Source organism: Ktedonobacter sp. SOSP1-52 (assembly GCF_016587395.1).
This window is the reverse complement of sequence record NZ_BNJH01000004.1, coordinates 490002-514468: the sequence shown is the minus strand read 5'-3', so window position 1 is coordinate 514468 and position 24467 is coordinate 490002. Positions and strand designations below refer to the sequence as shown.

Genomic DNA, 24467 nt, shown 5'->3' with positions numbered 1-24467 from the left:
CTGCCAATCTGGTAACATGGTAGTAATTCATTCATCTATAGACCTATTCAGTACAATTAGAGGGGGGTTGAAGCGCGAGAAATGGAGCGATACCGCACAATGCGAGCGTACTCGGCAGGGGGCGTCGTGTTTCGCCTGGTTCCGATGCGGGCCTCGGAGCAATTGTTATTGCAGCACGAGGCATATGCTGGAGAGCATGAGCAAGCGGAGGGAGCGGGCAGCATGGAGGTAGTGCTGGTTGGGCGTAGCCATGCGGGAATATGGGCTTTGCCCAAGGGAACACCTCAACCTGGCGAGACAGCTGAGCAAGTCGCGGTTCGTGAGGTGCGCGAGGAGACAGGGCTTGAGGTACGATTGATCACTTATGTGGGCAGTATCTCATACTCTTTTGTGCGAGACCAGGTACGATACCATAAACAAGTGCGTCATTTCCTGCTGGAAGCAGTTGGTGGGGATACCTCTTTCCATGATTGTGAATATGATATGGTGGAGTGGTTCCCCTTGCATGAAGCTTGTCGTCGTCTGACCTATCAAAATGAAGTACATATTCTGTACCAGGCGGAGGAAATGCTCTCGCGCTGGTTACAGTATCAACGTAAAGAGAGGCAACCATAGCTTTATGAGCCAGCCGCAGGATTATTCGCTCATTCGTCGCATACTCTTGCCCTTTAGTGGGAATGAGACCATCACGCCCGGGCAGAGGTGGAGAGTCATGCTTGTGTGGGGGCTGGTGTTTACGCTTCCCATGGTACTATGTACTCTGCTTGTGGGGCTCGCGGCCAAATCAAGCACCGGGAAGTTAATCACGTTGCTGACGATTGTGTTTCTGGCAGGTATCATTATATTTGGAGCGACCGCGGCCTTCGCCGTGAGCAGTATTAACCGCTCTGTGCGTCTGCGAGAGCAACGCAAGGAACAGGCCAATAAATAGCACCAGTGGAGGTAGGTATGGATCTTAGTGTTGAAGGCAAATCTGAGCGCATTCCCCCTGGCTCACATATCTGCCAACTTTATAGTAAGGTGACAGAGATACCAGGTGTCACGGCGCGTTTGATGAAAGTCGGCCTGCTCTCACAAGAGAAGTGTATGTTCGCGGCCGCACCCGCCCAGGTGAAGGAGTTTCGCGACGAGCTACAAAAATTGCAGATTGATGTAGAGCAACTTGAGGCCTCGGGTCAGCTTGTTTTGTTTGAAGAGCGCGAGGCTTTCTTGGCGGCGGGGAAGCGTTTTGACCCCTATTACCTGCTCTCATCGCACCAGACATTCATTGCCCAGGCCCTGCGCGAGGGCTGGAAGGCGGTACGCATCTCTATTGATATGACCTGGCTCTCAAAAGATATTGCCACCCCTGAGCAGGTCTTGAAGTATGAAGCGGCCTCGGACGCGGTCTTCACCTTCCAAAATGCACCAATCATCGCGCTTATCCATTATGATCACAGCAAGCTCTTGCCCAGCCTGGTGGTAGAGATGCTCAAACTGCATCCTATTTCGGTGGTTGGCAAATATATCAAGCGCAACCCCTACTACCTCAACTCTGAGCAATATATGCTCAAGATCTTGCGTATCAACAAAGACAAGAACGGGAACGGTGGCTCATCTGCTAGCGCATAAGGTAGTGTTACCTCGTCAGCAATGAAAGGGGGGTGATGGCAGGTAAAGCCTGCCATCACCCCCCTTTCATTGCTGACGAGGTATAAATGCTAGAAGAGGTCGCCCAGGCCGCCGATGTTCATATTCATGTTGTTCTGGCCGCCTGCCTGGGAGGCGCCTTCGGCCGTGGGTGGATGATAGGTCATGGACTGGATACCCACGCGACCGGGGCCGATAAAGCGGTTCAGCGTGATAGAGGAGCCAGCCATAAAGTTGCTGATCGCGCCCAGGATGCCACCGCCGCCGCGCTGGGATCCAGCCACTGTGGTCATCTCCATGCGGACCGAGGGATCCTTCCAGAGCCAGGCTCCAGGCTCGATATCGAGGACCTCGCCGGGAGCAAGCATCTTCTCGAAGACATTGCCATAGCCATGGAGCAGTAGCATGCCCTCGCCGCCCATCGCAGTAAACTGGTCGACAAAGAGGCCGGTGCGGCTGAAGAGGATGTTGGAGACGCCCTGGACAAAGGTGAAGTTGTAATCTATATTGCCCGTGGCGACCAGGAACTGGTGTTCACGGACCTCGACCATCTGGCCGGGCTGCAGGCGTAGCGCCACGATCTGCCCCACTGAATCGCGTGAGAAGGCGATGTTGCCGGGACCCTGTGCCTCGCCAATGAAGATCTGTAGGCCCGCGAAGAAGCGCCGCGCCGCTCCCCGCATCGACTTAAAGCCCAGTTGTACCCCAGGGTGCTTCCAGAGCAGGATGTGATGCTCGAAATAGATAGGCATCTGGTTGCCCAGCATGATATCGACGACCGGGACCAGTTCACCATCGATAGTAATGGTCATGTCCGCGATATGCAGGGGACCCTTGGGGTTATGCAACTCGGAGCGAGGAACGACATTGCCAAAGACGCTGTTGCTATACTCCTCAAACTGGTTAGGGGGAACATAGGCTTGAGCTGGTGCTGGCTGCGGATCGCTATAGGCCCCGGAGGGGTGCTGAGGCGCCGCTTGTGCCGCGCGCATATCCTGCCCGCAGGTGCCGCAAAACTTGACATGGTCGGCAACCTGGTTATGGCAACGGGGGCAAATCATGAAGAATCCTCCTTCAACGTGCGCCCAGTAATGACTTTCGCGGGCGGACGGTTCTATCAGGAAAGACGTAAACGGGACCCTTATATCAAAAAGAGGGAACCCGAAAGGGGTTCCCAATTTGGATGCGACAGAGTATACGATTCGTGATAGATAGTTTAAGAGACTTAGAGCACGAAGCTATCGGCGAGTGGGCTGCGAGCGTTGTTATTGCTCTCCCGCTTGTCGCCATTCAGGTTGACGGTGCTCTGCCCATTGTTGGAGCGTGCCGGCTGATTGTAGGTGTTCTGCCCTGTTGGTTGAGGGGTGCCCTGAAGTGATTGCAGGCTCTGCAGTGCGGCCTGCGACTGTGGGTTGGTGGCGCTACCGCCATCGGTTGCCAGCTGAATTGTCTTGCCTTCGATAACGACGGCGATGCCGACGCCACGGCGTAGATCAGCCAGTTGACGGCGAAGTTCGCGGTTCTCCGCTTCCAACGCATCCATTAATTTTTTCTGCTCGAGCAGCATCTGAGCGATGCCTTCAAAACCAGCGCTAGCAGTGCGATCCATCGGGGATTCTCCTCCTGCGTACTTTTCGTACCCAATATATCTAGAACAAAAGCTCCCATCACAGCGCCACGTCCCCCCAGCTACCCTACGCCAAAAGGGATATAACTCTATCCCAAATCGCCGCCGCAACGCCTGCTTTGGGCATAACGGGCAAGTCTTCCATTGACCCATCGGCATGGAAGAAGTAGACCTTGTTAGTATCCGCCCCAAAACCGCTATCTGAGCGCATCACATCGTTTGCCACGAGAAGATCGAGCTGCTTACGCACGAGCTTATCGCGTGCATTCAAGATGACGTTCTCAGTTTCCGCTGCGAAGCCAACGCGAACGAGTCGCCGCGGTCGCGGCTGCTCTCCAGCGCTGCTTCGTGGCTGCGCTGCCTGAAGAGAGGCCAATTCAGCCAGGATATCTGGATTGCGGACCAGGTGTATTGAAAACCCGCCACCAGAAGTGTCAGCGTCTGGTGTCGCCTGCCCCTGCTGCCCAGGAGGGGTTATGGCTAGGTGCTCTCCCGCGTGTTTCTTGATTTTCTGAGGAGAGGGATGAGCGGGCCGAAAATCGGCGACGGCAGCGCTCATAACCAGGGCATCAGCATCATGTACGGTGGCCATGACGGCATCACGCATCTGTGAGGCCGTTTCTACCCGAATCAGGTCTACCCCATAAGGAGCGGGAAGCGAGACCGGCCCTGTCACCAGGACGACATCAGCCCCACGATCACGCGCCTCTGTCGCAATGGCGTAGCCCATCTTTCCCGAAGAATGATTCCCCACATAGCGAACAGGATCAATTGGCTCCTGTGTCCCGCCAGCCGTCACGATGACGCGCCTCCCCGCCAGGTCTCCACTGCGGCGACCCAGGGTCAGGCGTATGGCCCCCATAAGGAGGTCTGTATCTGGTAGGCGGCCAGGTCCAATCGCCCCTGATGCCAGGCGTCCCACCGCTGGCTCGACAACATATGCCCCTCGTTGCCGCAACACCTCCAGATTGGCCTGTGTCGCAGGATGAGTATACATATCTTTATACATGGCAGGAGCCAGGAGTAAGGGTGCTTGCGTCGCCAATGCTACTGTGGTGAGCATATTATCGGTGAAACCATGAACCAGTTTCGCGATTGTCTGTGCGGTCGCTGGTACAATCGCCAGGATATCAGCCTCCTCCGCCAGCTTAATATGTGTCTCCGCGGCCTCCCCTGAGGGCTCCCACAGATCGCTATAGACCGGGCGGTGGCTCATCGTTGAAAAGGTTAGTGGGCGAACGAATTCTTCGGCGTGCTCCGTCATAATGACGTCTACCTTCGCGCCAGCTTGCTGTAGCTTACTGGCCAGATCGACTGCTTTATAGCAGGCGATCCCCCCACAGACGCCGAGGACAATATGCCTATTGAGTAACATGTAGGTGATCTCGTTCCCTTGTGTTGGACAGTCCTAATGAGAACACCATTACAATAGCATACGCCGATTGTAAGGGGCAAGGGCCTTGCCAATAAGTACCATATATCATGAATCACGTACTACATTTAAAGGAACGTATAGAAATCAGGTATTGCCATATTTAAGACCATATAAAAGGGGAAGACGTACATACTTGATAATGTTGTTGCGTGTATGGCGGGCGGAGCGCACCATACACGCAACAACATACATACTACAAATTCTAGCGACGGATATCTTTGCGCTTGAGGCAGAAGGCGATGATCAGACCAAAGATGAGAGTCATCGCCAGCAAGGCGAACCAGGTGAGGAGCAGATGCGAGGTTGCCTCTCCCTTCGTTGCGTGCCCAAAGAGCGTGCTGACATACGAGAAATCGTCCGCGCCAAGTTTATCGCCACGCAGGCCAATCGTAGTGCCCATCGCGGCCATGGCCCAGCGAGCCGGGAAGAAGGCAGCGGGGATCTGGAGCGCCTTGGGACTGTCCAGCGAGAAGATGACGCCCGCGAAGATGACCTGCGGAATGAGCGCGATGGGAACCATACTCATGGCGCGGTCATTGGTGGGCACCAGGGCCGAGATCATCAGGCCCAGCATGAGGCCCGCCAGGGAGGTCAGACACATCGTGATATAGATCTCCAGGAACGGTGGCAGGATGACGCTCGTTTTAAAGGGCGTCTTCAGGGCCACAAAGGCGACCAGGACCAGGCTCTGGACCAGGCAGAGCAGGCCCAGGACGATGATCTTGGAGAACATATAGGGCGCGATACCCAGGTTCACCGTTCGCTCACGCCGGTAGATGGGTGCCTCTTTGACGATCTCGCGTGCGCCATTGATACAGCCAAACATAACGGCGGCGAAGGCCATGATAAAGAGAATCTTTTGCGCGTCCCCGCCTGAGCCCTGCTCGACCAGGTCGTCTTTGATCTTGTTCTTGAGTGCATCGCCTTGCAGGTCCTTGTAGCGCTGGGGGTTCTGGCTCTGGATATTACTGATAATCAGCTTGCCCTGCGGACCATCAATCTGTTCGTAGGCATCCTGACAGTTATAGCTCATTCTTCCCGTGCCCGTCAGTAGATTCTGCTGGTGCGGGCAGGTGACGATGCTAGTATTGTTGAAGACGTTGGCCTGCGTCATAAAGAAGAGGATCAGGCCAATAATGGGAGCCTGTAAGAGCAGGATGGCCAGGTTCCCCACGTCGTTACGCAAGAGTTCAAGATAGCGGCGCGAGAGAATCTGGAACTGCTTCCAGGGATTGCCGCGTTTGGGTGGCTTGATAGTCGCTGGCTGCGCCATAAGTTGAGCGCTCTTGGCGGCGTTTTGCGCCAGGGGCTGCGCGACATAGCGCTGGTAGTCAGGCGACTGGCGGAAGCGTGCCCCAGCCTCGGCGGGAATATTTGGATTCTCGTCGGTCGGTTCAAGTGCGCTATAGATCTCAGCGAAATCTGCCTTGCCAAAGTAGGCCTTGGCTTCATCGGGCGGTCCGAAGTAGGTCAGGTGTCCACCTGCGGCGAGGAAACAGACATAGTCACAGGCATTGATATTGTTGGTCGCGTGAGTGACGAGCACAATCGTGCGTCCGCGGTCGGCCAGGCGGCGCATGAGGGTCATCATCCTGCGGTCCAGACCTGGATCGAGGCCTGAAGTAGGCTCATCCAGGAAGAAGGCGCTGGGGTTTGCCAGGAGCTCAAGCGCGATAGAGACGCGTTTGCGCTGACCACCCGAGAGCTTGCTGATGAGCAGATGGCGACGTGCCGTCAGATCGACATCGGCCAGGACCTCTTCGATGCGCTGGTGAATCTGTTCTTTGGTCACGTCATCGGGGAGGCGCAGGCGAGCGGCGTAGTAGAGGGCATGCTCAACGGTCAGTTCGCGGTGAATAATATCGTCCTGGGGCACATAACCAAGCTGAGTGCTGAAGGCCGCCAGGTTATGATAGTAGTCCTGTCCGTTGTAGAGCACGGTCCCCTTCGTCGCCGGGCGCAGACCGTTGAGTGAATCCATCAGCGTTGATTTACCGGCGCCCGAGCCACCGACCAGGGCTACAAACTTGCGCGGTGGGATGGCGATTGAAATGTCATTAAGCAGGATACGATGGGCCTGGCCCTCTTTGACGAGGTTGATGGCATCAATACGAATTGTATTGCTCTCGTCCTGCTGGATGAGCATCTGCCCGGTATAGATGAAGCGGAATGGACCGATGCGAATCTCGTCATTGGGTGCCAGGTTGCGTGCACCACGCGAGATGCGTGCGCCATTGACATACAGTCCATTCTTGCTGTTCAGGTCAACGATGCGATAGCCACCTTGAACCTGTTCCAGGCGGGCATGGAACTTGGAGATTTGCAGGTGGTCCAGCACCACAGTATTCTCAGCGACGCGACCCAGTGTGATGACAGGCATCCCAAGCTGAATCGGGCGAATCTCGGGAATGGCGTCACTTGAGTTGCCACTACCATCTTTAAAGAGCAGGGTCGTAAAGGTGCCATGCTCATCACTGATACGGAAGGTATCACCATTGGCCAGGGCATGCTGGAAGGACTCGCTGCCGCGTACCACATGTCCCTGGAACTCCACACCATTGCTGGAACGCCCGGTTTTAGGATGCGGATGGACCAAGACCAGGCTCTGTCCCTGGCGCTGAATAATGGCGTGATAGGCCGAGACAGTGGGCCGGTCAATCACGATATCGTTGTCGGGCGCGCGCCCAATGCTAAAGCCCTGCTTCTCCGGCGCGAGCTGGAAGACGCGGCGATCCTGCCCGGTATAGTTGGTCACTTCAAGGGTGGGAATGCCCTTGATCTCGGGCGCGCCAGCCTTGAAGCTATCCGGGCCCATGGGTCCATTAGCCTGAATAGTGGGCTGGTATCCAGCCTGAGATGGTGTCTGTGGCGGCATGGCCTGGTACCCCGCCTGTTGATAGCTGGCCTGAGGCGGTGTCTGTGGCGGCATAGGTGGCAATTGGGGTGAAGCTGCGTATGGTGCCTTGCCTACCGCTGCAGGGGCCGCCGTAGGGATGCCCAGGCGGAAGGTTACCCGACCTCCTATGCAGACAATATCGCCTGCTTTGAGGAAGGCCTGTTGGGCCTCCTGCTGATTGACGGTTAGTGTGTTCTGGGGAGCCAGTTTCTCGATCTTCCAGGTGCCGTTGACCAGCGAGAGCTGGACATGGCGACGAGAGATTGAAGGATCGGAAATAACAATATCATTGCCCGGCTCGCGTCCAATTTGCAGGACTGGCTTGCCAACTGGCAGAACCGAGCCCGCGCTTGGACCTGAGAGAAACTCAAGCGAAGCGAGATTTGGGGACGGTGGTTGAGCCACGTTCATGTAGTGTTGTCGCGAGCGGACGCGCATAGCATGCACGACGCGCCAGCGACGTCTCCTTTCCGCGAGAGGTAAGGTAAAAGATTGCGTTACAAATATGATAAATGCGGATATTGAGTATGTAATATGCCCATTATAGAGAATAAGCATTGCCTATGCAACCACTCGCTTATTATAGAGAACGATGAAGCAGTCCTTCTCTCGAGGATAGATTTTGTTTGTGAAGATGATGTGCCTGGGCAACCGTAGGCTGTTCAGGCACATCATCTTCACAAATAGGGAGGGCTATTCACACGCGGGGGGCTTTGTGGAGGTTGATGTTGCCGATACTCACATCAAGGTTGAGGGAGGCGGGCGCGGGCGTGCCAGCCTGGGGATTGAGTGGGCCGTTATAGCTCATGGAGTTCTCGTCTTTGGGATCTTTTTGAGGCTGAATAGGGAAATCGCTTTCGATTTTGCCAATATTAGTGGTGAGGTTGACCTGAATGTTCAGGTTGGCGGGCAGGGTCACATCGACATCGCCCTGCTCGCTACGAATGTAGTAGCGTGCGGGAGCAGTGGCGGTCGCCGTGGGGGAATCAGGAGCAGGCCATTGAAGGTTACGCCCTTCTGACCCGTTTCGAGGCGCGAGCCGGAGGCGAGGATGGCCTGGGTCACCTTGATGGCCCCTGTATTGCCGTGAAGGCTATATACACCGCTTAAGCCCTGAACGGTGATGTTGCCCACGGGGGCCTCGACCCCTATCTGGAGCGAGGGCGTCTGAGGGAGAATACCGGGCGGGATATGAATGGTAATATCGGTCGAGGCCGTCGTGTCCTGTGCCAGTCCACCAGTAGTGGGAAAGACCACGTTGACAATCAGCGCCTCACCGCTGGTGGTGGTGCCCTGCTGATTGGTGGGATTGGGAAGGCGGGTACAGGTCAGAGGCTGGGTAACAGTGGCAGGCGGCTGGACCTCAACCTTCATCTGGGCGAACTTCTGTTGCGCTTCGCCCTGTGAAGTGGCCTGGACCATCTTCTTGCTGGTGATAGTCGTGGTGGCGCTGCTAGGATCGACGAGCAGCGAGACATTGCCGATTTTAGTGCAGACCTCAATTGTGCCCAGCGAGGTGATAGGCGTGGTCACGCTCTCTTCTTTTGTGTACTGGTGTAGTGGATTAAAGGGATTGACGGGCGTGCCACCGTTTTTGAGCGAAGGGACGACGAAGTAGAGCACCACCGCGATAGCGAGACCCACGGCCACAAGCATCCCCAGCCCACAGCCAAGGAGCATTGAGGGGAGAGAACTCTTGCGGCGGCGGGGACGCTTGCGTGCCACCGGGCGCGAGCGAGCTGGTTCTCTGGGGCCAGGCGAGCGGCGTGGAGGTGTAGATGAATACGCGCTGGAGCGCCTGCGCCGGGGGATGTATTCGGGATAGGTCTCCTCGTCGGCCTCGCCAGTGTTTACTGAGTCTTCCCACGCGTCATATGCGTCATACTCTTCAACTGGCTGCTCTTCTTCAAGGTAATCCTCGTCATTAATGGGCCGTGTGCGCTGTATATAGGGCCGCTGGCGGTTGGTGTAGTAGCGCCCCTGGTCCTGTGCTCTGCGCCTGTTGCGCCCATCGGGATACCGTCCCTGATTGCCGCGTGGGGTTCCCTGGTCCATACTCTCTCTCGCTTTCCCTGTCGTATATATGTTACACCTATCATACGTTACGCAGGCCGAATTTGCAGCAGTTTTATATCCCTTTTTCGTGTCATAAGCATATGGATGATGGATGTGGCTGGTGGGCAAAGCCCACCAGCCACATCCATCATCCATATCACAAAACCTTTTCAATCCCCTGACTGCACGTTATAATAGGGAAGATTATCTCATACGTTAAGCTGCGAGTAGGAGCAATTTTAAGATGGCTGGTAAGCAGCGTTTGCTAGTACACTTTTGGGGTGTACGTGGCAGCTATCCAACGCCGGGAGCACATACGCTCCGTCATGGTGGCAATACCTCCTGTATTGAGGTGCAGGCAGGCGAGCATACCCTGATTTTCGACGCTGGCAGCGGCATTATTCGCCTGGGCGACGCGTTGATGCGGCGCCTGGCTCAGGATACGACGAAGCAGGAGAGCCTGGACCTGGCGTTGTTTATCACTCATGGGCATGGAGACCACCTCGTGGGTTTTCCATTCTTTGCTCCTCTCTTCGAGGCTCGTACGAAGTTACACCTCTTCGGCCCGGACCTGGCGGGCCAGAATATAGAACAGCTTGTAACACCACTTATGTCGCCCCCATATTTCCCGGTAGATATGCGCCAACTTCCCTCCCAACGTACCTTCCACACGCTCTATGATACGCAATGTGTCACCTGGCATGCTGGCGGTCCTGCTTTGGAGGAGAGCGCTGAGGACAACGTGGGAGTCGAGGGCGAATTGAGGGTCGTCGCGAAATTGACGCAATGTCACCCACAGAATGGAGCCTGTATTTATCGGATCGAGTACGCGGGGAAGCGTATTGTGTATGCGACGGATGTTGAGTGGAAGGAGGGGAGTGATGCCGGGTTTGTGCAATTTATAGAGGGGGCGGACCTCTTGATTCATGATGCACAGTATACCGTGACCGATTACCAACAGGAGAAGCATGGCTTTGGGCATAGCACCATTGCCATGGCGACTGAGGCGGCCCGCCTGGCGCAGGTTCGTGAACTGGTGCTCTTCCATCATGAGCCGACCTACGACGATAACCAGCTTGACCTGATGGAGGCTGAGGCACGCGCGCAATTCGCGCATACACGCTCCGCCTGCGAGGGGATGGAGATCGATCTTTTGGCAGAGACGCAGAAAGAACAGAGAAGAGAGAAAACGTTATGAAAATAAACGTGCTTCTAGCGCTGATAATCATCCTGTCATTTCTCGTGGCCATTGTGTTGCACGAGTGGGCGCATGCCGCCGTGGCGAACTGGCTGGGTGATTCGACTCCGCGTCGCGAGGGACGCCAATCTCTCCGTCTGCGTGCGCATATTGAGCCGCTTGGATTGATCATGTGCCTCTTCCTGGCGTTTCAGCCCATAGTGGCCCTACCTATGGGCCTGGGATGGGGTGCGGCTGTGAAGCCTGACCCATGGAAGCTACGTAACGGTCCCAATCGTGGCGTTTTGATGGTCGCCGTGGCTGGCCCGCTGATGAACTTGGCATTGGGTATCCTCAGCGCTCTGATAGTGCGAGTTCTAACGTCTTCGCCTGTCTCGTTGTATATGTATAATCCAGTAACCATTCGCGTGTTACAGCTCTTCGTCGTCTTTGCTATTGTCAACTTCTCCCTGGTGCTTCTCAATATCCTACCACTCTATCCCCTGGATGGCTACCAGGTGCTGTACACGCTGCTTCCGAGTAAACAGGCTGTGAAGTTTGCGCGCTGGGCTGCCCCATATGGGCCAGTGATTATCTTAGTTATCTTTCTTGTTTTACCCTTTATAGGGAGACTGCTGGGTATTGGCGACTTCTTCCTCTTTAATCTGGCCTTTTATGTCTGGTGGGGAGCTGCGGCAGTGATCGCAATGCTGACTGGTATTCCCGTCCAAATTCTGTTAGGCATGTATACCTTTTAATCTTGAGGAATGGCCTTTGGATGTGCTAGCCCCCGATCAATCGAGGGTTCCTGCCGAGGATGATTATGTGGATGTGTAAAGGTGGTTCTGAAAAGGATCACCGATAGTTGTAAGGGTAGTGGTAAGACGACATGATATTACAGAAGGTTCACTATCGACTGGGACAGGTGCGGCAGCAGATGGGTTTTGTGCAGCCGCTCACGCTGGATGAGCATCGAGAGGTCACGCGCTGGCTTCCACAGTCGGCGCTCTCGTTGTTTTATACAATGACGCCAGCGGACCAGAGACATAGCGTACGTGTGTGTCAGGGGTTGCAGGAGAGCGGTTGCCAGGAAGAGGATATGCTCGCGGCGGCACTCTTGCATGATGTGGGGAAGGCTGAAGGACGTGTACCTTTCTGGACTCGACCTGTGATTGTACTAGGGAAATTACTGGCCCCAGCCCTGCTCTCGAAAATCGCCGTCTCTCCCCTGGATGCTGAGAAGAGTCGCGTAACACGCTGGCGGCTGACGCTTGGCTATGCCTGGTGGCACGCAGAGGTAGGAGCAGAACTGGCCCAGGCCGCGGGCCTCTCGGAGCGCGCGGTCCTCTATATCAAAACTCATCACCAGGCAAATGGGCCCGCCGCCATCTTATACCGCATTGACGAGGTATCATAGCCCCCCATGTTAAAAAAAGCTGAAAAAGTTAAAAAGACTGAACAAGCTGAGCAGTTTGACCCACGTGCCACCGTGCAACTTGCCTCGGAACTCTCGCCGCAGGAGGCGGCAGAGCAGAGCACGCGCGAGCAGGCACGCTATGTCGTGCATCTTCCCATTTTTGAAGGTCCCCTGGATCTGCTGCTGCATTTAATTGAGAAGCGGCAAATGGAGATTACCACCGTTTCGCTGGTCGCGGTAACGGATCAGTATCTGGAATATTTAGCGCAGTGTGAGTCGGAGGCTTTGCCCCTGGCGAATATGGCGGCCTTTGTCTCCATTGCCGCGCGTTTGTTGTATATCAAATCGCAGAGCCTGCTTCCTCAGATCCCGCGCGAGGAGGGCAATAGCGAGGCCGAGAGTGCCAGCAGCCTGGCTGAGGAGCTACAGCATCACCTCTTAGAGTATCGGCTGGCTAAAGAAATCGCCTCGACGTTAAAGCAGCGTGAGGAAGAGGGTTTGCAGACGCATGGGCGTTCGAGCCTGTTAGCAGGTATCGAGGCCCAGCTTGCCTGGACGCCGCCCACGCTCACAGGCATGGAGGCCCAATCGCTCAGCCGGGCCTTTCAGCGCCTACTGGAGATGAAGGTCAAGGAGGAGGCCCAGGGCGAGCACCTGATGCCCGTCGCACGCGTACGGGTGAGCGACCAAATCGCCGAGATTGTTGAACGCTTGCAGGAGCGCGAGACAATCTTACTCGAAGAGGTTCTAGAAAATGAGTCCTCACGCTTCGTGATTGTGGTCACCTTTATCGCCGTCCTTGAACTCTGGAAGTGGCGCCGCGTGAATGTGGCTCAGGAAGAGCTTTTCGGCGCCATTGTGTTAGAGCGCGGTGAGCGCTGGTCCTCAACTGAGCACGACGACGTGGAAGATTAATGAATTGAGAGAAAAACGAGAGGATCGGTGCGCGGCTAGTCGCGCACCGATCCTCTCGTTTTTCTCTCAATTCATTAAAAACTCTATGTGACTTCTAGCAGGAAACTTGACAGTAGTCGACTCAAGTTCTATACTCGAATGCATAATAGCTTGCAGGAGTTTACCGCCTTTGGCATAGCGATATGTAGCGTCCGTCGTCGTAAAGATAAATAGATATGAGGAGATTGAAACACCGTGAAGGAAGAGTTTCAGGAGCAGACCAACCAGCAGCAGAATGAGCAGCAAACCTCTGGTGCCGAGGCGCGCGTCGCCGAACTGGAGGCTCAGCTAGAGCAGGCACGCAAGGAGGCCACAGAGAATTGGAATAAGTATCTGCGCGAGCGCGCGGAGTGGGATAATTTTCGCAAGCGCCAGGAGCGCCAGTTAGAGACGCGTGTTCTTGCTCACAAGAAATCTCTCTTTCACAAACTGCTTGATGTCATGGATAACGTGGAGCGCGCCCTGATGTACCAGGAGAGCATGGATAAGCAGAACTTGCAGCAGACACTACGTATGTTCCACTGGCAGATGAATGAAATTCTCCGTGGTGAGGGTCTGAACCCTGTCCCCACGGTGGGCGAGCCCTTTAACCCCTATATGCACGAGGCCATTGAGGCGGTCGAAAGCGCCGATAAGCCAGAGGGCACGATTCTGGAGGAGACGCGCAAAGGCTACACCCTTGGTGAGGAGACGCTACGCCCTGCCCACGTCAAAGTTAGTGTTCCCCTGGGAAAGAATGGCAACAACGGAGCCAATAACTAACTGATTTGTTTCACTGTGGATTCTGCTGGGAAATGCGTTCCCTCTCGGTAGGGACGCGCTAAAGCTGGTCCCTACCGAGTTTGAGAGCCATCTCGCGTGATGACTTCTGGTTAGAGCATAGCATGGTAAAAGAGTGAGGCCGGGCCGATGGATTATAAGGACTACTATAAAATTTTAGGGGTATCGCGCACTGCCAGCGCCGATGACATCAAGAAAGCCTTTCGCAAACTGGCGCGCACTCATCATCCCGATGTCAATCCAGGTGATAAGAAGGCGGAAGCGAAGTTCAAAGAGATTAACGAAGCCTACGAGGTCTTATCTGACCCCGATAAGCGCAAGCGCTATGATACGCTTGGACCAAACTGGCGCGATCAATTTAACGGCTTTTCGGGAGCCAGGCGGAGTGCGGGTAGCTATCCTAACTATGATCCTAGCGGCTCAGGCTTCTCTGATTTCTTCGAAGTACTCTTTGGTCGTAGCGGCGGGCAGGGATTTCCCCCTGGCGCGAACGGGCGAACCTCTACCGCGGGCATGCGTAGCCGCGCGGGCGAAAACCTGGAGCAGACTGTCGAGGTGACGATTGAGGAGGCCTATCTTGGTAGCCAGCGTACGTTTACCATTCAGGCTCCTGAGACCTGTTCCGCCTGTAGGGGCATGGGGCAGATTGGTGGACGCCTATGCGCGAAATGTGGTGGCCGGGGCAGCCTGAATGGACAGGGCAAGCGCCTGCAAGTTAAAATTCCGCCCGGTGTAGATAACGGCTCAAAGATCCGTGTGGCGGGTGAGGGTCACCCCGGCGCCGGTGGAGGGCCGCGTGGCGACCTCTTTCTGGTCATAAGCATCAAGACGGATTCTGCTTATGAGCGCAAGGGCGATGATCTGTATATGGATGTGGATGTTGACCTCTTCACAGCTATGCTGGGGGGATCAGTGCCAGTGGCGCTCCCCGATGGGAAGCGCCTGAGTCTGACGATTCCCGCCGAGACGCAGAATGGCAGTCTGTTTCGCCTGGCTGGGAAGGGCATGCCACATCTCAAGAGCGAGGGGCGAGGGAGCTTCTACGCCCGCGCTAAGGTTGTGCTGCCAATGCGTCTCTCGCCAGAAGAGCGTGGCCTATTTGAGCAGCTAGCGCGCGCCCGTGGGGTTGAAGCGCATCCATAGCTCGCTGAAAGGAGGGATGTACGCATGCCAGAGATGCGTGATGGCGCCTGGTATATCATCAGTATTGCCGCACAAAAGGCTGAGGTACACGAGCAGACGCTGCGGCACTATGAGCGCCTGGGCTTGATAGCGCCCGCGCGCAAGGGCGAGAGCCCTCATAGCCCCCGGCTCTACTCGGATAAAGACATCGAGCGCGTGCTACATATCCGGCGCTTGATGCGTGACCTGGGGGTGAACCTGGCAGGCGTCGAGGCCATCCTGCGTATGAAAGATCATATGGAGCAGATGCAGGAAGAGATGAAGCACCAGTTGGAGGAGATGCGTATCCAGCACGCCAATGAGACCCGGCGCCTCAAAGAGATCATTGAGCGGCTACAAGGCACGCCCGATGTCTTCTCTCCCGAGGAAGGCGAGTAGAGTAGCCAGAGAGAAAGAGAGGTGGAAATCCCGCAGGGATTTCCACCTCTCTTTCTTTTTAATTTTGGGGTGGGATGGCGGGCATCAGGTGACGCTGCATCTTGAGCGCGATTATGCGTGTGGCGGCCTCGTCCAGGCGTGCCTTGGAGAGCGTGCCATCCTGGAGGGCGGCTTTGATGGCATTGACCATGTCCAGGGTTTGGACGTAGCCGGTGGGGCCAAGCAGCATGTCGTTGCCAGCCTGGAGGGCCATCACGCCCGCCTGGGCCATGCTGATGGGCTGGCCGTTGATGGTAACACCCTGCATATAGAGCGCGTCCGTTAGCGTCATACCATCATAGCCAAGCTCTTTGCGCAGGATATCAGTCATAAAGGTGTGCGAAAGTTCGGCGGGATAGACCGGGTCGATGGCGGGCATCAGGATATCTGTTGGCATAACCATGCCAGGATTCTCTAGCTTATCCTTAGTCTGGATGAAGTGCTTAAAGGGAGCAAGCTCCGTCTGGTAGAGCTGCTCTTTGGTGCGATTTACTACAGGCAGGCCTTTATGAGGATCAATCTCGGCAGCGCCCATACCGGGAAAATGCTTGATGCAGGCGATAACACCATCTTGCTGCATAGACTTGATATAGGGGCCAGCGAAATTGATCACTGAGTCCGCGGTATAGCCAAAGGTGCGTGTGGCCTGGCCGGGACCCTGGACCAGGGCCACATCCACGCTGGGAGCAAGATTGGTATTGATGCCCAGCGCGAGAAGGTCTTGCGCAACTTTATGCCCCTGCTGCGCCGCGACCTGTGGATCGCCAGTATTGTAGATATCCAGCGCCGAGGGGCGTGGTGGATAGATGTTGGTGAGTCGGTGAACGATGCCACCCTCCTCATCGGTGGAGATGAGCAGCGGGAGCTTCGCGTGTTGCTGCATGCTGCTAATATCACCTTTGGTCTGAGCCGCTGTCAGCATCTGAAATTCGTACATGATGACGCCCCCGGCGTGCAGCTCGGTGAGCATGCGGTTCAGATCGTCGGAGTAGTAGGTGTCATCGTACTCGACCATGATAATCTGCCCGATCTCCTCGTCCAGCGACATGCGGGCGACATAGAGACCAGCCAGTTGTTTATCACTCATACGTGTCGAGAGATGATGTAGCTCATCTATCTGCTGGGCATTGAGCGAGGTTTGCGCAAAGGTACTGGGATCGTTGGTGGTGTCCAGTGGATTCGTCGCGCTACCAGCCAGTAAATGCATAAGCGTAAAGGAGCCGCCAGTCAACACGATGAGGGCCAGCAGTATGACCGAGATCAGCAGGCGCAAGTGTTGTGGCCGACTGTGTCCCCGAGGGCGTTTAGCAAAGACTTGAGGTGTGACCTCCAGTTTTTTCGGGGTAGCCACGGGTGTATGGTCGGGTGGTGGTAGCTCCAGCCCGCCTAATATCGGCATAGGCGCGGGAGCCAGCGTTTCCTCGGGCTGTGGGGAGGTTGGCGCGACATTCTTCTCTGGCGTCGCGGGCAATTTGTCGCTGCCCTGCTCCTTCTTATATTTAAGTGCGGGCATAGGGCGAGAGAGCTTAAACCAGCGCGAGGGCGGGGCCTCATCCTCGTCCAGCAGGCCTGTAGGGAGCTGGTTATCGATCCAGACCTGTGAACCTGGCGAGACGGCTGGTGGCTCTATCTTGCCTCGTTTGCCTGTGGTCTGTTTCCGCTGGGTGCGCAGACGTGGTTGGGTAGGGGTGTTGTCCTCCTCCTGGAGGGGGCTTTCCTGCTTAGGAGCAGGATTAGACCCGTCAGGGAGGGAGGTAGGTGTGCTATATGATTGTGTGCCGGGCGCTGCCGGGGAATGTCCCTCGGTCGTATCCAGGCGAGGCTCCTGTTTATCGGTTGACATGCAGTTTTTCCCGGAAATTAATGATTTCTCTTCTCTATTTTGTAGGGTCCATGCTGGCATGGACTGCGAGCGAAGCGACCTCCCTAGCGTCAGGGTGTCGGCCTGCGGGCCGGATGAGTCCATGCCAGCATGGACCCTACAAACAGTCTACTTCTTGCGGCGATTACGTGTTCGCGAAGGTCGCTCCTGTTCAATGGCTGGAGGGGGTATAACTGGCTGCTCCTGGCTGTCTGACTCCTGGGCGCTGTCTTCAGTCACTGGCATCTCCTCTTCGTGTTGGAGCGCGGACTCATTGGAGTGCTCAATAGGCGCGTCAAGCATTGGCTCGAATGGTTCCTCAGGCTGCTCGGGTGTGGCGATGGGGGTCACTTCTGTCTCGGCTGGCTCCTCGGCTTCGACGGAGAAGTCGGTTGGCAGCTCCTCGGCCTGCTGTTCAGGTGTGGCTGGTAGAGGCTCAACTGAGAGGGCCTCTGGCTCGCCAGGTGTTTCTAGCACTGGTGGCTCGCCGGGTTGAATCTCGGCGCCGCTCGTGGATAGCGCTGGCAGTGGTTCGCCCTCCGCGTTCGCGGGGAGTGATGGCAAGTCTGACGTCGAGGGAATATCCAGGAGAGGCTCGCTTTTCTGCTCCTTGACATGTGTCTCACTGGCTTGAGCCCTGGCCTCTACTCTGGCTTTATGCCTGGGGTTGGGCATCGCATCCATCTTCTCGACGCCGGATGTAGCAGGAGGGGCGGGAGCTACAAACTTAGCAGTTGACTCCTCCTCGGGCGCCGGGGTCGCTGGCGTGACAGGCTCTATGTTTGGTGTCGTGGCAGAGCTGGTTTTGAGCACCTTCTCGCGTAGCGGGAGCAGCGAAGCCGAGCGCCTTGGACGCGCGGAGGCGCGCACGTTAGGCACGACGGATTGAGGGACAAGCGAGTAGTCAAAAACGACCTTGATGGCCCGGCTCTTGTCCTTGCCCATGGCAGTTTCGAGCGCCTGGCGATAGTCGGTCAGCGCGAAGCGATGGGTCAGGAACTGCTCGGGCGCAATACGTTGCTCGCGCATCATATCGGCGGCGACCTCGAAGGTAGAGTGCATGCGCCCGCTGCGCTGTGGCCAGTGCTCCTGTCCATGGCTCATGGTGCCAATGAGCTTAATTTCCTGGTTCCAGATGGGCGTCAGGTCGATATGCATCGGGTGGAGGTGGACGCCCACGAGAACCACGTTTGCACGCGCACTGGCCCAGCGCAGGGCGTGGGGGAGCGTGCGGTTGCTGCCAATAGTATCAAAAATTGTCTCATAGCCGCCGACCAGCATATGATTGCCCAGCCAGCCCCGATAGCTCCTGGCATTTGTGACGGTCTGGACGCCGAGATAGCTATCATGCGTATAAATAATATGGCTGGCGCCCAGGCGCGTGGCCTGTTCTATCTGGAAAGGGTGGCGTGCCAGAACGCTGATCTCAGCCTCAGGAGCTAGGGCGCGCAAGACCTGGAGTGTCAGCAGGCCAATGACGCCCGCGCCAATGATAAGCACCTGGCTGTCGGGCCGGGGTAGGGCGCGCAGGACCGCGTGCAGGGCCACGGCTGTGGGTTCTAGCAGGACTGCCTGCTCATCACTCATCCAGGAGGGAACGCGGAAGAGCTGTTGCTCCGGCAAGAGCATCTCCTCGCTCCAGCCGCCGCCGATGGCGTGCGGGCCGGGCAGCTCGCCGTGTTCACACAAATTGTAGAAGCCCTCGGCGCAGAAGCGGCAGATGGGCTGGACTCCCTGCGAGAGGCAGTTCGCCTCGTGCTGGAGCACAACGCGATCCCCTACGCGCAGGTGCGTTACCTCATCGCCAATTTCGACGACTTCGCCCACGACCTCGTGCCCGGGATAGTGCTGTTGATGACCGGGCAGGGCCGCCAGAGAGATGCGCAAATCACCGTCGGCACTCACGAGATGCAGATCGCTACCACAGATGCCAGCGAGTCGGTTGCGGACGCGTACCCAGGAGGCGGCGGGGAGGGTAGGGCGAGGCAGGTTTTCAACACGGAGAGGAGCATAAGAAGAGAAGTACGCGCCATGCCAGAAGCGGCTCAGCACTCGTGTGAGAAGAACGCGTTTCGGGTCGAGATCAAGCGTTGAGGTCCACATATTTCTGTCTCTCTTTGGCGAAACTACCGCTTTGGACAAAATTTGTAGCTAACAATAATAGTAGCAGTACTTATTTTTAATGATGGCAGTGTAACACGCTGCCAGCGAGACGGTCAATAAGCATAGGAAGGATTGCGGTTTTATTATGAAAAGGTGGGTGCGGTGGCGGCTAGCGCAGCCAGCCGCCACCGCACCCACCTTTTCATAATATATTACTTGGTGTAGGGTAGCATAAATGTAAAATCGCTGCCCGCGTCCGGGGTGCGCTGAACGGTAATATGGCCCTGGTGAGCATCGACGATAGCCGCGGCAATGGCCAGGCCCAGGCCGGCTCCAGGGGTTCGCTGGTGCTGCCCATGATAGAAAGCCTCGAAGATATGTTTCAGTTCATCTTCTGCAATGCCAGGTCCATTATCGATTACATGTACCTCGATCTGTTGCTCGCGCTTGGTCAACTGAACGGTAATCGAGCCTTCAGGCGCGGGCAGGCCATGTTTTACCGCGTTGTCCAGCAGGATATAGAGCAGTTGTTTGATGCGCTCTTTATTGGCTTGCAGGCCGAAGGGAGCCTCCCCACGCAGTGAGATTTGCATTCTGCGATCATCGGTTGCCTGGGTGCGTGCCTGTTCGATGCTCTCTTTGACGAGGTCGAGTAGATCTATATACTGCATTTTTAGTGGTTGATGTTCACTGAGACGCGAGAGTGTGAGCAGATTGTTGATCAAAGCTGTCATACGCTCGCCCTCGTTGCGCATCAATGTCAGAACGCGCAGCGCGGTCTCGGGATCGTCTTTGGCGCCGCGCAAGAGAACCTCGGTAAAGCCCCGAATCGAGGTCAGAGGCGTGCGTAACTGATGGGAGGCGTCGGAGAAGAAGCGACGGAAACGCTCCTCGGCTGCATGCTGTAACTCTTCGGCGCGTTCCAGGCGCGTCACCATCTCATCGATGCTGCCACACAGGCGGTCGATCTCGTCCTGTGGTGGCAGGTGAAGAGGCGGGAGGCGACTGCGCTGCTTCAGATCGCCCAGAGCAATGGCTTGTGCTGCATCGGTCAAACGTACCAGTGGGCGCAGGAGGAGCGTCGTAAAGGTCGCGCTGAGGACAATACCACCCAGAGCCAGCAGGGCCACCGTTGGATAGAGCAGGGCATTGCTGCTCGACGCATCACGCAAGAGTATCGCCGCGACCATCAGCACCATGAGCAGGATCAGGCTGAAGATAGTCGAGAGCTGTACGGGCAGGCTAAGAAAGGGGCGGAGCCAGCGTGGAGTCTGAGCCGTGAATGTGCGTGCAGGCATGATCATGCCCGTCAGAGGCGATGTAGTAGTGGAAGAGGTCAGAGGCGAGACAGGCTGAGATGGCACTGGAGCCGAGGGGCTTTCAGTGTTGGCGTGCTCGCTTGCGGCCGTTATCTTCCGCCGTGAGGTCTCTTGTGATTGCTTTGAATATGGATCAGGCATTACCTTTGGACTCCGCTATAGACAGGAACAATGTGTTGCGCTTTACCCTTTCAACACGTATCCAACACTACGAACGGTTTGGATGAGCCTTGGAGTACTGGGTGAATCCTCAATCTTCTCGCGCAAGTATCGTACGTAGACCTCAATGATGTTCGTTTCGCCGAGAAACTCATAGCCCCAGACGCGTTGAAGAATAGTCTGTCGGTCGAGCACCTGGCGCGGATGGCTCATAAAGAGGTGAAGCAGATTATATTCGGTCGCGGTCAGCTCAATCAGGCGACCAGCGCGAGTGACCTCGCGGGTAGCGGTATTCATACGCAGATCTTCAAACTCGAGTATGTTGCCATTCTCGGCTCCTGCCGCGCCCTGGGGACTCTTCGTGCGTCCCTGACGGCGTAAGATGGCGCGAATACGCTCAAGCAATTCATCGAAATCGAAGGGCTTGGTTAAATAGTCATCCGCACCCGTACGCAAGCCCGCGATACGGTCGCGTACCTCGTCTCGCGCTGTAAGCATTAGAATAGGAATCTCGCGTGTTGTTGGATTCTCGCGTAAGCGGCGACAGACTTCCAGGCCATCTATGCCGGGGGGCATCATGACATCCAGAATAATGATGTCTGGATTGATGCGCAGTGCCGTAGCGATACCAGTCTCGCCATCGTTAGCCGACTCAACCTGAAACCCTTCATAGCGGAGGCCGAGGCGAATAAATTCAATAATATTCTCTTCATCGTCGACGACCAGGACTCTTAAGAGCGGCTGTTTCTCCTGTCCTGATTGCCATGAATTGCCTTGCTGCATAAGTACAGGACCCCCTTGAACCCAGAAAACGTGGCCATGGCATGCATGAATCGAGTGCCTTAAAATGTTTAGAATGACAATCTCATTATAGATGTCCTTATGCAGGGCTGCAAGCTTGTACGAGCATATGCGCCATATTCTCAGCAGAAATTAATCAATGGAGGTGGCAGAAGCGGTGGCAAAGATGAGGTGTGTAACAAAACGGGAAAGCGGTAATAGCGGGGTTGAGGAGCGATGCTACCCATTGACATGCATGCTTTACTGATATATTCTAATATCAACTTTACTTAGTATCCATCACTCTTTCCTCACCTGGAAAAACGGGTTGGCAGTGACTGGCAAAGGGAGGCGTCACGCGCACTTCAACGTCCACATAAGATTACCGTAATTTGGCATGTATTAATAATCGATGAGTGGAAGCTAGATCAGTCACATCGCCCGAAAGAAAGGTCCCATATATGAAGCTTACAATGAAGGGAGACTACGGCCTGAGAGCAATGCTTGATATGGCCGCTTATTATGGACAGGGGCCAATTGAGAGCTCAGATATTGCCAGTCGCCAGTATATCCCTGAACAATACTTAGATCAGATCTTGATGGTCTTGAGGAAAGAGGGTCTGGTAAAGAGTGTGCGTGGTCCCAAGGGTGGTCATATGCTAGCGAAAGCGCCGGGTCAGATTACAATGGCTCAGGTGATGCAAGCCCTGGAAGGCTATGTACCACCGATGGAGTGTCTCCCAAATCCCGACTTTTGCAAACTCTCCCCAGGATGTGCGCTACGCGAGGTCTGGCAGAAGATCGACGCTGCGACCCAGGAGATACTTAACTCGACCACAATTGAGGAACTGGCGCAGCGGCATCGTACAGGCACCACCGAGACCATGTACTATATCTAGCTCACACACGAAACGCGAGACGGCTTTCCATCTGGTAGGGACCCGGTTTACCGCGTCCAAATGTCATGAATGGCATGCCAGCACAAGCCGAAGTCTTTGGTGGGCAATAAATCTTGTTGCGCGATATCATGAAATGGAACATTTTGGGTTCTGCCCACAGGCGATCAATCGCCTTCGGGCACGCTAAAGCTGGTCCCTACTCAAAAAAGCGCGTTTTTATATCCATAAATAATAATCCAATTGAGGAGGGGTGGGCGGAGAGGCGCCAGGGGCGTGGAGGGTATTAAGCCAGGAACGAGGACGTTAGCCGATAAGGGGGTTTGGAAGCACGTGGCTGAAGCAATGGATGCAACGCGGCCAGGAGCGAGCAAGCGTATCGCTATCATTGAGGATGATCCACTCCTGAGAACGCTTTTTAGTGATACCCTGGACTGTTTTGGGGATTGGCAATTAAGCTTTTTTATAGATGGGCAAGAGGCCAAGGATCGTTTGCCTGAACTGGATGCGCACCTGATTCTCCTGGATGTCGGCCTCCCCAATCTGGATGGTGCCTCGCTCTACAAGATTCTCAAGGGGCACAACAAGACGAAAAACATCCCTATTATTATGATTACAGGGAGTCATGAGTGGGAGCTACATCGCATGGGCTTACAATCTGGCTTGCTGTTACGCAAGCCCTTTAAGATTGAGGAGCTCATCAATATTATTACAGCTTTGCTGCCCGCTGAACCCCAGAGTTAAGGGCAGGCAGAGAAGTATAGCAAAAGGAAGAACAGGATATTATGACCGGTTGGGCGCACGACGCTTCTGAACTCGTTGGTCGCACTCCCCTGGTCGAGCTGACGCGTTTTCCCGCTAGGGCTGGAGGCGCGGCAGCGACGATACTGGCCAAATTAGAGATGTTTAGCCCAGGTGGGAGCGTCAAAGATCGCGTGGCGAAGCGCATGATCTGTGAGGCGGAGAGCCAGGGCCTGCTCCGCACGGGAAGCACAGTTATCGAGCCTACAAGCGGTAATATGGGCGTCTCGCTGGCGATGATCGCGGCTGCACGGGGGTATCGCTGCATATTGACCATGCCAGATACCGTAGGCCTGGAGCGGCGTCTCCTGTTGCAGCGTCTGGGGGCTGAAGTCATGCTCACGCCCGCGCGCCAGGGGATGCGGGGTGCTATCAATAAAGTGATTGAGCTGCGCACAACCCTTCCGTACGCCTGGTATCCCCAGCAATTTTATAACCAAGCCAATCCACGCGCACATCGCGAGGAGACCGCGGTCGAGATCTGGGAGGAGACGGGTGGTGCTGTGGATATGGTGATCTTAGGTGTAGGGACGGGTGGCACACTAACAGGTATCGCCGAGGGGCTGCGTGAGCGCAAGCCCGAGGTCGAAGTCGTTGCCGTCGAGCCCGCCTCCTGTGCCGTCCTTTCAGGTGGACGTCCGGGCCCACATCGCCTGGAGGGCCTGGGTCCGGGTTTTATCCCCGATACGTTGCGCGTGGACCTGATTGACCGGGTCATTCCTGTCAGCGATCAAGACGCGGTCGCGACCGCCATCCAGCTGATGCAGGACGAAGGGCTCTCGATTGGTATTAGTAGTGGAGCCGTGGCCTGGGCCGCCTTGCAGGAGGCGCGCAAAGAAGAGAATCGGGGCAAAATCATAGTGACGCTCTTCCCCAGCGCAGCCGAACGCTATCTACACACCGTCCTCTTCGATGATCTCCGCGGCAAAACACGCTAACTTAGCGTGTTTTTGCCACTCTACACTTTTTTCTGCCGCCT

23 protein-coding genes are annotated in these 24467 nt (G+C 55.8%); 13 read left to right on the top strand and 10 right to left on the bottom strand.

What is annotated here, in order from left to right; translation table 11 throughout:
- Positions 1-99: 99 nt before the first annotated feature.
- Genes JMJ16_RS37395 through JMJ16_RS37385 form a run of 3 tightly spaced genes read left to right on the top strand, consistent with a single transcriptional unit; the run spans position 100 to position 1611 of the window.
- Positions 100-615 carry an NUDIX hydrolase gene (locus JMJ16_RS37395; protein WP_201370432.1) on the top strand — a complete coding sequence of 172 codons (516 nt, stop codon included), beginning with the start codon at positions 100-102 and terminating at the stop codon, positions 613-615.
- A gap of 4 nt (positions 616-619) precedes the next feature.
- Positions 620-931 carry a hypothetical protein gene (locus JMJ16_RS37390; protein ID WP_201370433.1) on the top strand — a complete coding sequence of 104 codons (312 nt, stop codon included), beginning with the start codon at positions 620-622 and terminating at the stop codon, positions 929-931.
- A 17-nt stretch (positions 932-948) separates the two neighbouring features.
- On the top strand, positions 949-1611 hold the full coding sequence (locus tag JMJ16_RS37385) for an MEDS domain-containing protein (protein ID WP_201370434.1): 663 nt from the start codon (positions 949-951) through the stop codon (positions 1609-1611).
- A gap of 89 nt (positions 1612-1700) precedes the next feature.
- On the opposite strand, the gene JMJ16_RS37380 is transcribed toward JMJ16_RS37385, so the two are convergent.
- From JMJ16_RS37380 to JMJ16_RS37355, 6 genes are all read right to left on the bottom strand, one after another.
- Positions 1701-2690 carry an AIM24 family protein gene (locus JMJ16_RS37380; RefSeq protein WP_201389825.1) on the bottom strand — a complete coding sequence of 330 codons (990 nt, stop codon included), beginning with the start codon at positions 2688-2690 and terminating at the stop codon, positions 1701-1703.
- 164 nt (positions 2691-2854) lie between these two features.
- Positions 2855-3238, bottom strand: coding sequence for a hypothetical protein (locus JMJ16_RS37375; protein WP_201389822.1), 384 nt, complete (start codon positions 3236-3238; stop codon positions 2855-2857).
- Positions 3239-3323: 85 nt separating this feature from the next.
- Positions 3324-4631, bottom strand: a complete 1308-nt coding sequence (coaBC, locus tag JMJ16_RS37370; RefSeq protein ID WP_201389820.1) for a bifunctional phosphopantothenoylcysteine decarboxylase/phosphopantothenate--cysteine ligase CoaBC — start codon at positions 4629-4631, stop codon at positions 3324-3326.
- Positions 4632-4893: 262 nt separating this feature from the next.
- Entirely contained in the window at positions 4894-8025 is a 3132-nt protein-coding gene (locus JMJ16_RS37365; RefSeq protein ID WP_236601885.1) for an FHA domain-containing protein, read from the bottom strand.
- Between the two features lie 259 nt (positions 8026-8284).
- Positions 8285-8506, bottom strand: coding sequence for a hypothetical protein (locus JMJ16_RS37360; protein WP_201389816.1), 222 nt, complete (start codon positions 8504-8506; stop codon positions 8285-8287).
- Entirely contained in the window at positions 8503-9642 is a 1140-nt protein-coding gene (locus tag JMJ16_RS37355) for a hypothetical protein (protein ID WP_201389814.1), read from the bottom strand. The genes JMJ16_RS37360 and JMJ16_RS37355 overlap by 4 nt, the downstream gene beginning before the upstream one ends.
- Before the next feature lie 244 nt (positions 9643-9886).
- On the opposite strand from JMJ16_RS37355, the gene JMJ16_RS37350 reads away from it, so the two are divergent.
- The 7 genes from JMJ16_RS37350 to JMJ16_RS37320 all read left to right on the top strand — a co-directional run bounded on the left by JMJ16_RS37350 (position 9887) and on the right by JMJ16_RS37320 (position 15530).
- Positions 9887-10840, top strand: coding sequence for an MBL fold metallo-hydrolase (locus tag JMJ16_RS37350; protein WP_201389812.1), 954 nt, complete (start codon positions 9887-9889; stop codon positions 10838-10840).
- On the top strand, positions 10837-11577 hold the full coding sequence (locus JMJ16_RS37345; protein ID WP_201389810.1) for a site-2 protease family protein: 741 nt from the start codon (positions 10837-10839) through the stop codon (positions 11575-11577). The genes JMJ16_RS37350 and JMJ16_RS37345 overlap by 4 nt, the downstream gene beginning before the upstream one ends.
- A 131-nt stretch (positions 11578-11708) precedes the next feature.
- A complete protein-coding gene (locus JMJ16_RS37340; protein ID WP_201370442.1) occupies positions 11709-12236 on the top strand; it encodes a hypothetical protein in 528 nt (175 codons plus the stop codon).
- Between the two features lie 6 nt (positions 12237-12242).
- A complete protein-coding gene (locus JMJ16_RS37335; RefSeq protein ID WP_201389809.1) occupies positions 12243-13151 on the top strand; it encodes a ScpA family protein in 909 nt (302 codons plus the stop codon).
- A 234-nt stretch (positions 13152-13385) separates the two neighbouring features.
- Positions 13386-13952, top strand: a complete 567-nt coding sequence (locus JMJ16_RS37330; RefSeq protein WP_201389807.1) for a nucleotide exchange factor GrpE — start codon at positions 13386-13388, stop codon at positions 13950-13952.
- Positions 13953-14099: 147 nt separating this feature from the next.
- Positions 14100-15113, top strand: coding sequence for a DnaJ C-terminal domain-containing protein (locus JMJ16_RS37325; protein ID WP_201389805.1), 1014 nt, complete (start codon positions 14100-14102; stop codon positions 15111-15113).
- A gap of 24 nt (positions 15114-15137) precedes the next feature.
- A complete protein-coding gene (locus tag JMJ16_RS37320; protein ID WP_201389803.1) occupies positions 15138-15530 on the top strand; it encodes a MerR family transcriptional regulator in 393 nt (130 codons plus the stop codon).
- A gap of 58 nt (positions 15531-15588) precedes the next feature.
- On the opposite strand, the gene JMJ16_RS37315 is transcribed toward JMJ16_RS37320, so the two are convergent.
- The 4 genes from JMJ16_RS37315 to JMJ16_RS37300 all read right to left on the bottom strand — a co-directional run bounded on the left by JMJ16_RS37315 (position 15589) and on the right by JMJ16_RS37300 (position 21794).
- Entirely contained in the window at positions 15589-17412 is a 1824-nt protein-coding gene (locus tag JMJ16_RS37315; protein ID WP_201389801.1) for a glycoside hydrolase family 3 N-terminal domain-containing protein, read from the bottom strand.
- 147 nt (positions 17413-17559) lie between these two features.
- Positions 17560-19533 (bottom strand): zinc-binding dehydrogenase, encoded by a 1974-nt coding sequence (locus JMJ16_RS37310; RefSeq protein ID WP_201389799.1) that lies wholly within the window; start codon positions 19531-19533, stop codon positions 17560-17562.
- Between the two features lie 212 nt (positions 19534-19745).
- Positions 19746-20993: a cell wall metabolism sensor histidine kinase WalK gene (locus JMJ16_RS37305; protein ID WP_201389797.1), complete on the bottom strand. Its 1248-nt coding sequence runs from the start codon at positions 20991-20993 to the stop codon at positions 19746-19748.
- Between the two features lie 42 nt (positions 20994-21035).
- The gene (locus tag JMJ16_RS37300) at positions 21036-21794 is read right to left on the bottom strand and encodes a response regulator transcription factor (RefSeq protein WP_201389796.1); all 759 of its coding nucleotides are present in this window, start codon (positions 21792-21794) and stop codon (positions 21036-21038) included.
- 458 nt (positions 21795-22252) lie between these two features.
- Here JMJ16_RS37300 and JMJ16_RS37295 point away from each other — a divergent pair, with 458 nt between their 5' ends.
- The 3 genes from JMJ16_RS37295 (at position 22253) to cysK (ending at position 24426) form a co-directional block, all read left to right on the top strand.
- A complete protein-coding gene (locus JMJ16_RS37295) occupies positions 22253-22690 on the top strand; it encodes an Rrf2 family transcriptional regulator (protein ID WP_007908625.1) in 438 nt (145 codons plus the stop codon).
- A gap of 330 nt (positions 22691-23020) precedes the next feature.
- Positions 23021-23431 carry a response regulator gene (locus tag JMJ16_RS37290; RefSeq protein ID WP_201381310.1) on the top strand — a complete coding sequence of 137 codons (411 nt, stop codon included), beginning with the start codon at positions 23021-23023 and terminating at the stop codon, positions 23429-23431.
- 41 nt (positions 23432-23472) lie between these two features.
- Complete coding sequence (cysK, locus tag JMJ16_RS37285) at positions 23473-24426, top strand: cysteine synthase A (RefSeq protein ID WP_201381308.1); 954 nt, start codon at positions 23473-23475, stop codon at positions 24424-24426.
- Positions 24427-24467 lie beyond the last annotated feature (41 nt).

Excerpts from the sequence above, each read along its gene's own strand:
- JMJ16_RS37395 (WP_201370432.1), top strand. The coding sequence starts at position 100 with ATGCGAGCGTACTCGGCAGGGGGCGTCGTGTTTCGCCTGGTTCCGATG.
- JMJ16_RS37390 (WP_201370433.1), top strand. The coding sequence starts at position 620 with ATGAGCCAGCCGCAGGATTATTCGCTCATTCGTCGCATACTCTTGCCC.
- JMJ16_RS37385 (WP_201370434.1), top strand. The coding sequence starts at position 949 with ATGGATCTTAGTGTTGAAGGCAAATCTGAGCGCATTCCCCCTGGCTCA.
- JMJ16_RS37380 (WP_201389825.1), bottom strand. The coding sequence starts at position 2,690 with ATGATTTGCCCCCGTTGCCATAACCAGGTTGCCGACCATGTCAAGTTT.
- JMJ16_RS37375 (WP_201389822.1), bottom strand. The coding sequence starts at position 3,238 with ATGGATCGCACTGCTAGCGCTGGTTTTGAAGGCATCGCTCAGATGCTG.
- coaBC (WP_201389820.1), bottom strand. The coding sequence starts at position 4,631 with ATGTTACTCAATAGGCATATTGTCCTCGGCGTCTGTGGGGGGATCGCC.
- JMJ16_RS37365 (WP_236601885.1), bottom strand. The coding sequence starts at position 8,025 with ATGCGCGTCCGCTCGCGACAACACTACATGAACGTGGCTCAACCACCG.
- JMJ16_RS37355 (WP_201389814.1), bottom strand. The coding sequence starts at position 9,642 with ATGGACCAGGGAACCCCACGCGGCAATCAGGGACGGTATCCCGATGGG.
- JMJ16_RS37350 (WP_201389812.1), top strand. The coding sequence starts at position 9,887 with ATGGCTGGTAAGCAGCGTTTGCTAGTACACTTTTGGGGTGTACGTGGC.
- JMJ16_RS37345 (WP_201389810.1), top strand. The coding sequence starts at position 10,837 with ATGAAAATAAACGTGCTTCTAGCGCTGATAATCATCCTGTCATTTCTC.
- JMJ16_RS37340 (WP_201370442.1), top strand. The coding sequence starts at position 11,709 with ATGATATTACAGAAGGTTCACTATCGACTGGGACAGGTGCGGCAGCAG.
- JMJ16_RS37335 (WP_201389809.1), top strand. The coding sequence starts at position 12,243 with ATGTTAAAAAAAGCTGAAAAAGTTAAAAAGACTGAACAAGCTGAGCAG.
- JMJ16_RS37325 (WP_201389805.1), top strand. The coding sequence starts at position 14,100 with ATGGATTATAAGGACTACTATAAAATTTTAGGGGTATCGCGCACTGCC.
- JMJ16_RS37320 (WP_201389803.1), top strand. The coding sequence starts at position 15,138 with ATGCCAGAGATGCGTGATGGCGCCTGGTATATCATCAGTATTGCCGCA.
- JMJ16_RS37315 (WP_201389801.1), bottom strand. The coding sequence starts at position 17,412 with ATGTCAACCGATAAACAGGAGCCTCGCCTGGATACGACCGAGGGACAT.
- JMJ16_RS37310 (WP_201389799.1), bottom strand. The coding sequence starts at position 19,533 with ATGTGGACCTCAACGCTTGATCTCGACCCGAAACGCGTTCTTCTCACA.
- JMJ16_RS37305 (WP_201389797.1), bottom strand. The coding sequence starts at position 20,993 with ATGCCTGATCCATATTCAAAGCAATCACAAGAGACCTCACGGCGGAAG.
- JMJ16_RS37300 (WP_201389796.1), bottom strand. The coding sequence starts at position 21,794 with ATGCAGCAAGGCAATTCATGGCAATCAGGACAGGAGAAACAGCCGCTC.
- JMJ16_RS37295 (WP_007908625.1), top strand. The coding sequence starts at position 22,253 with ATGAAGCTTACAATGAAGGGAGACTACGGCCTGAGAGCAATGCTTGAT.
- cysK (WP_201381308.1), top strand. The coding sequence starts at position 23,473 with ATGACCGGTTGGGCGCACGACGCTTCTGAACTCGTTGGTCGCACTCCC.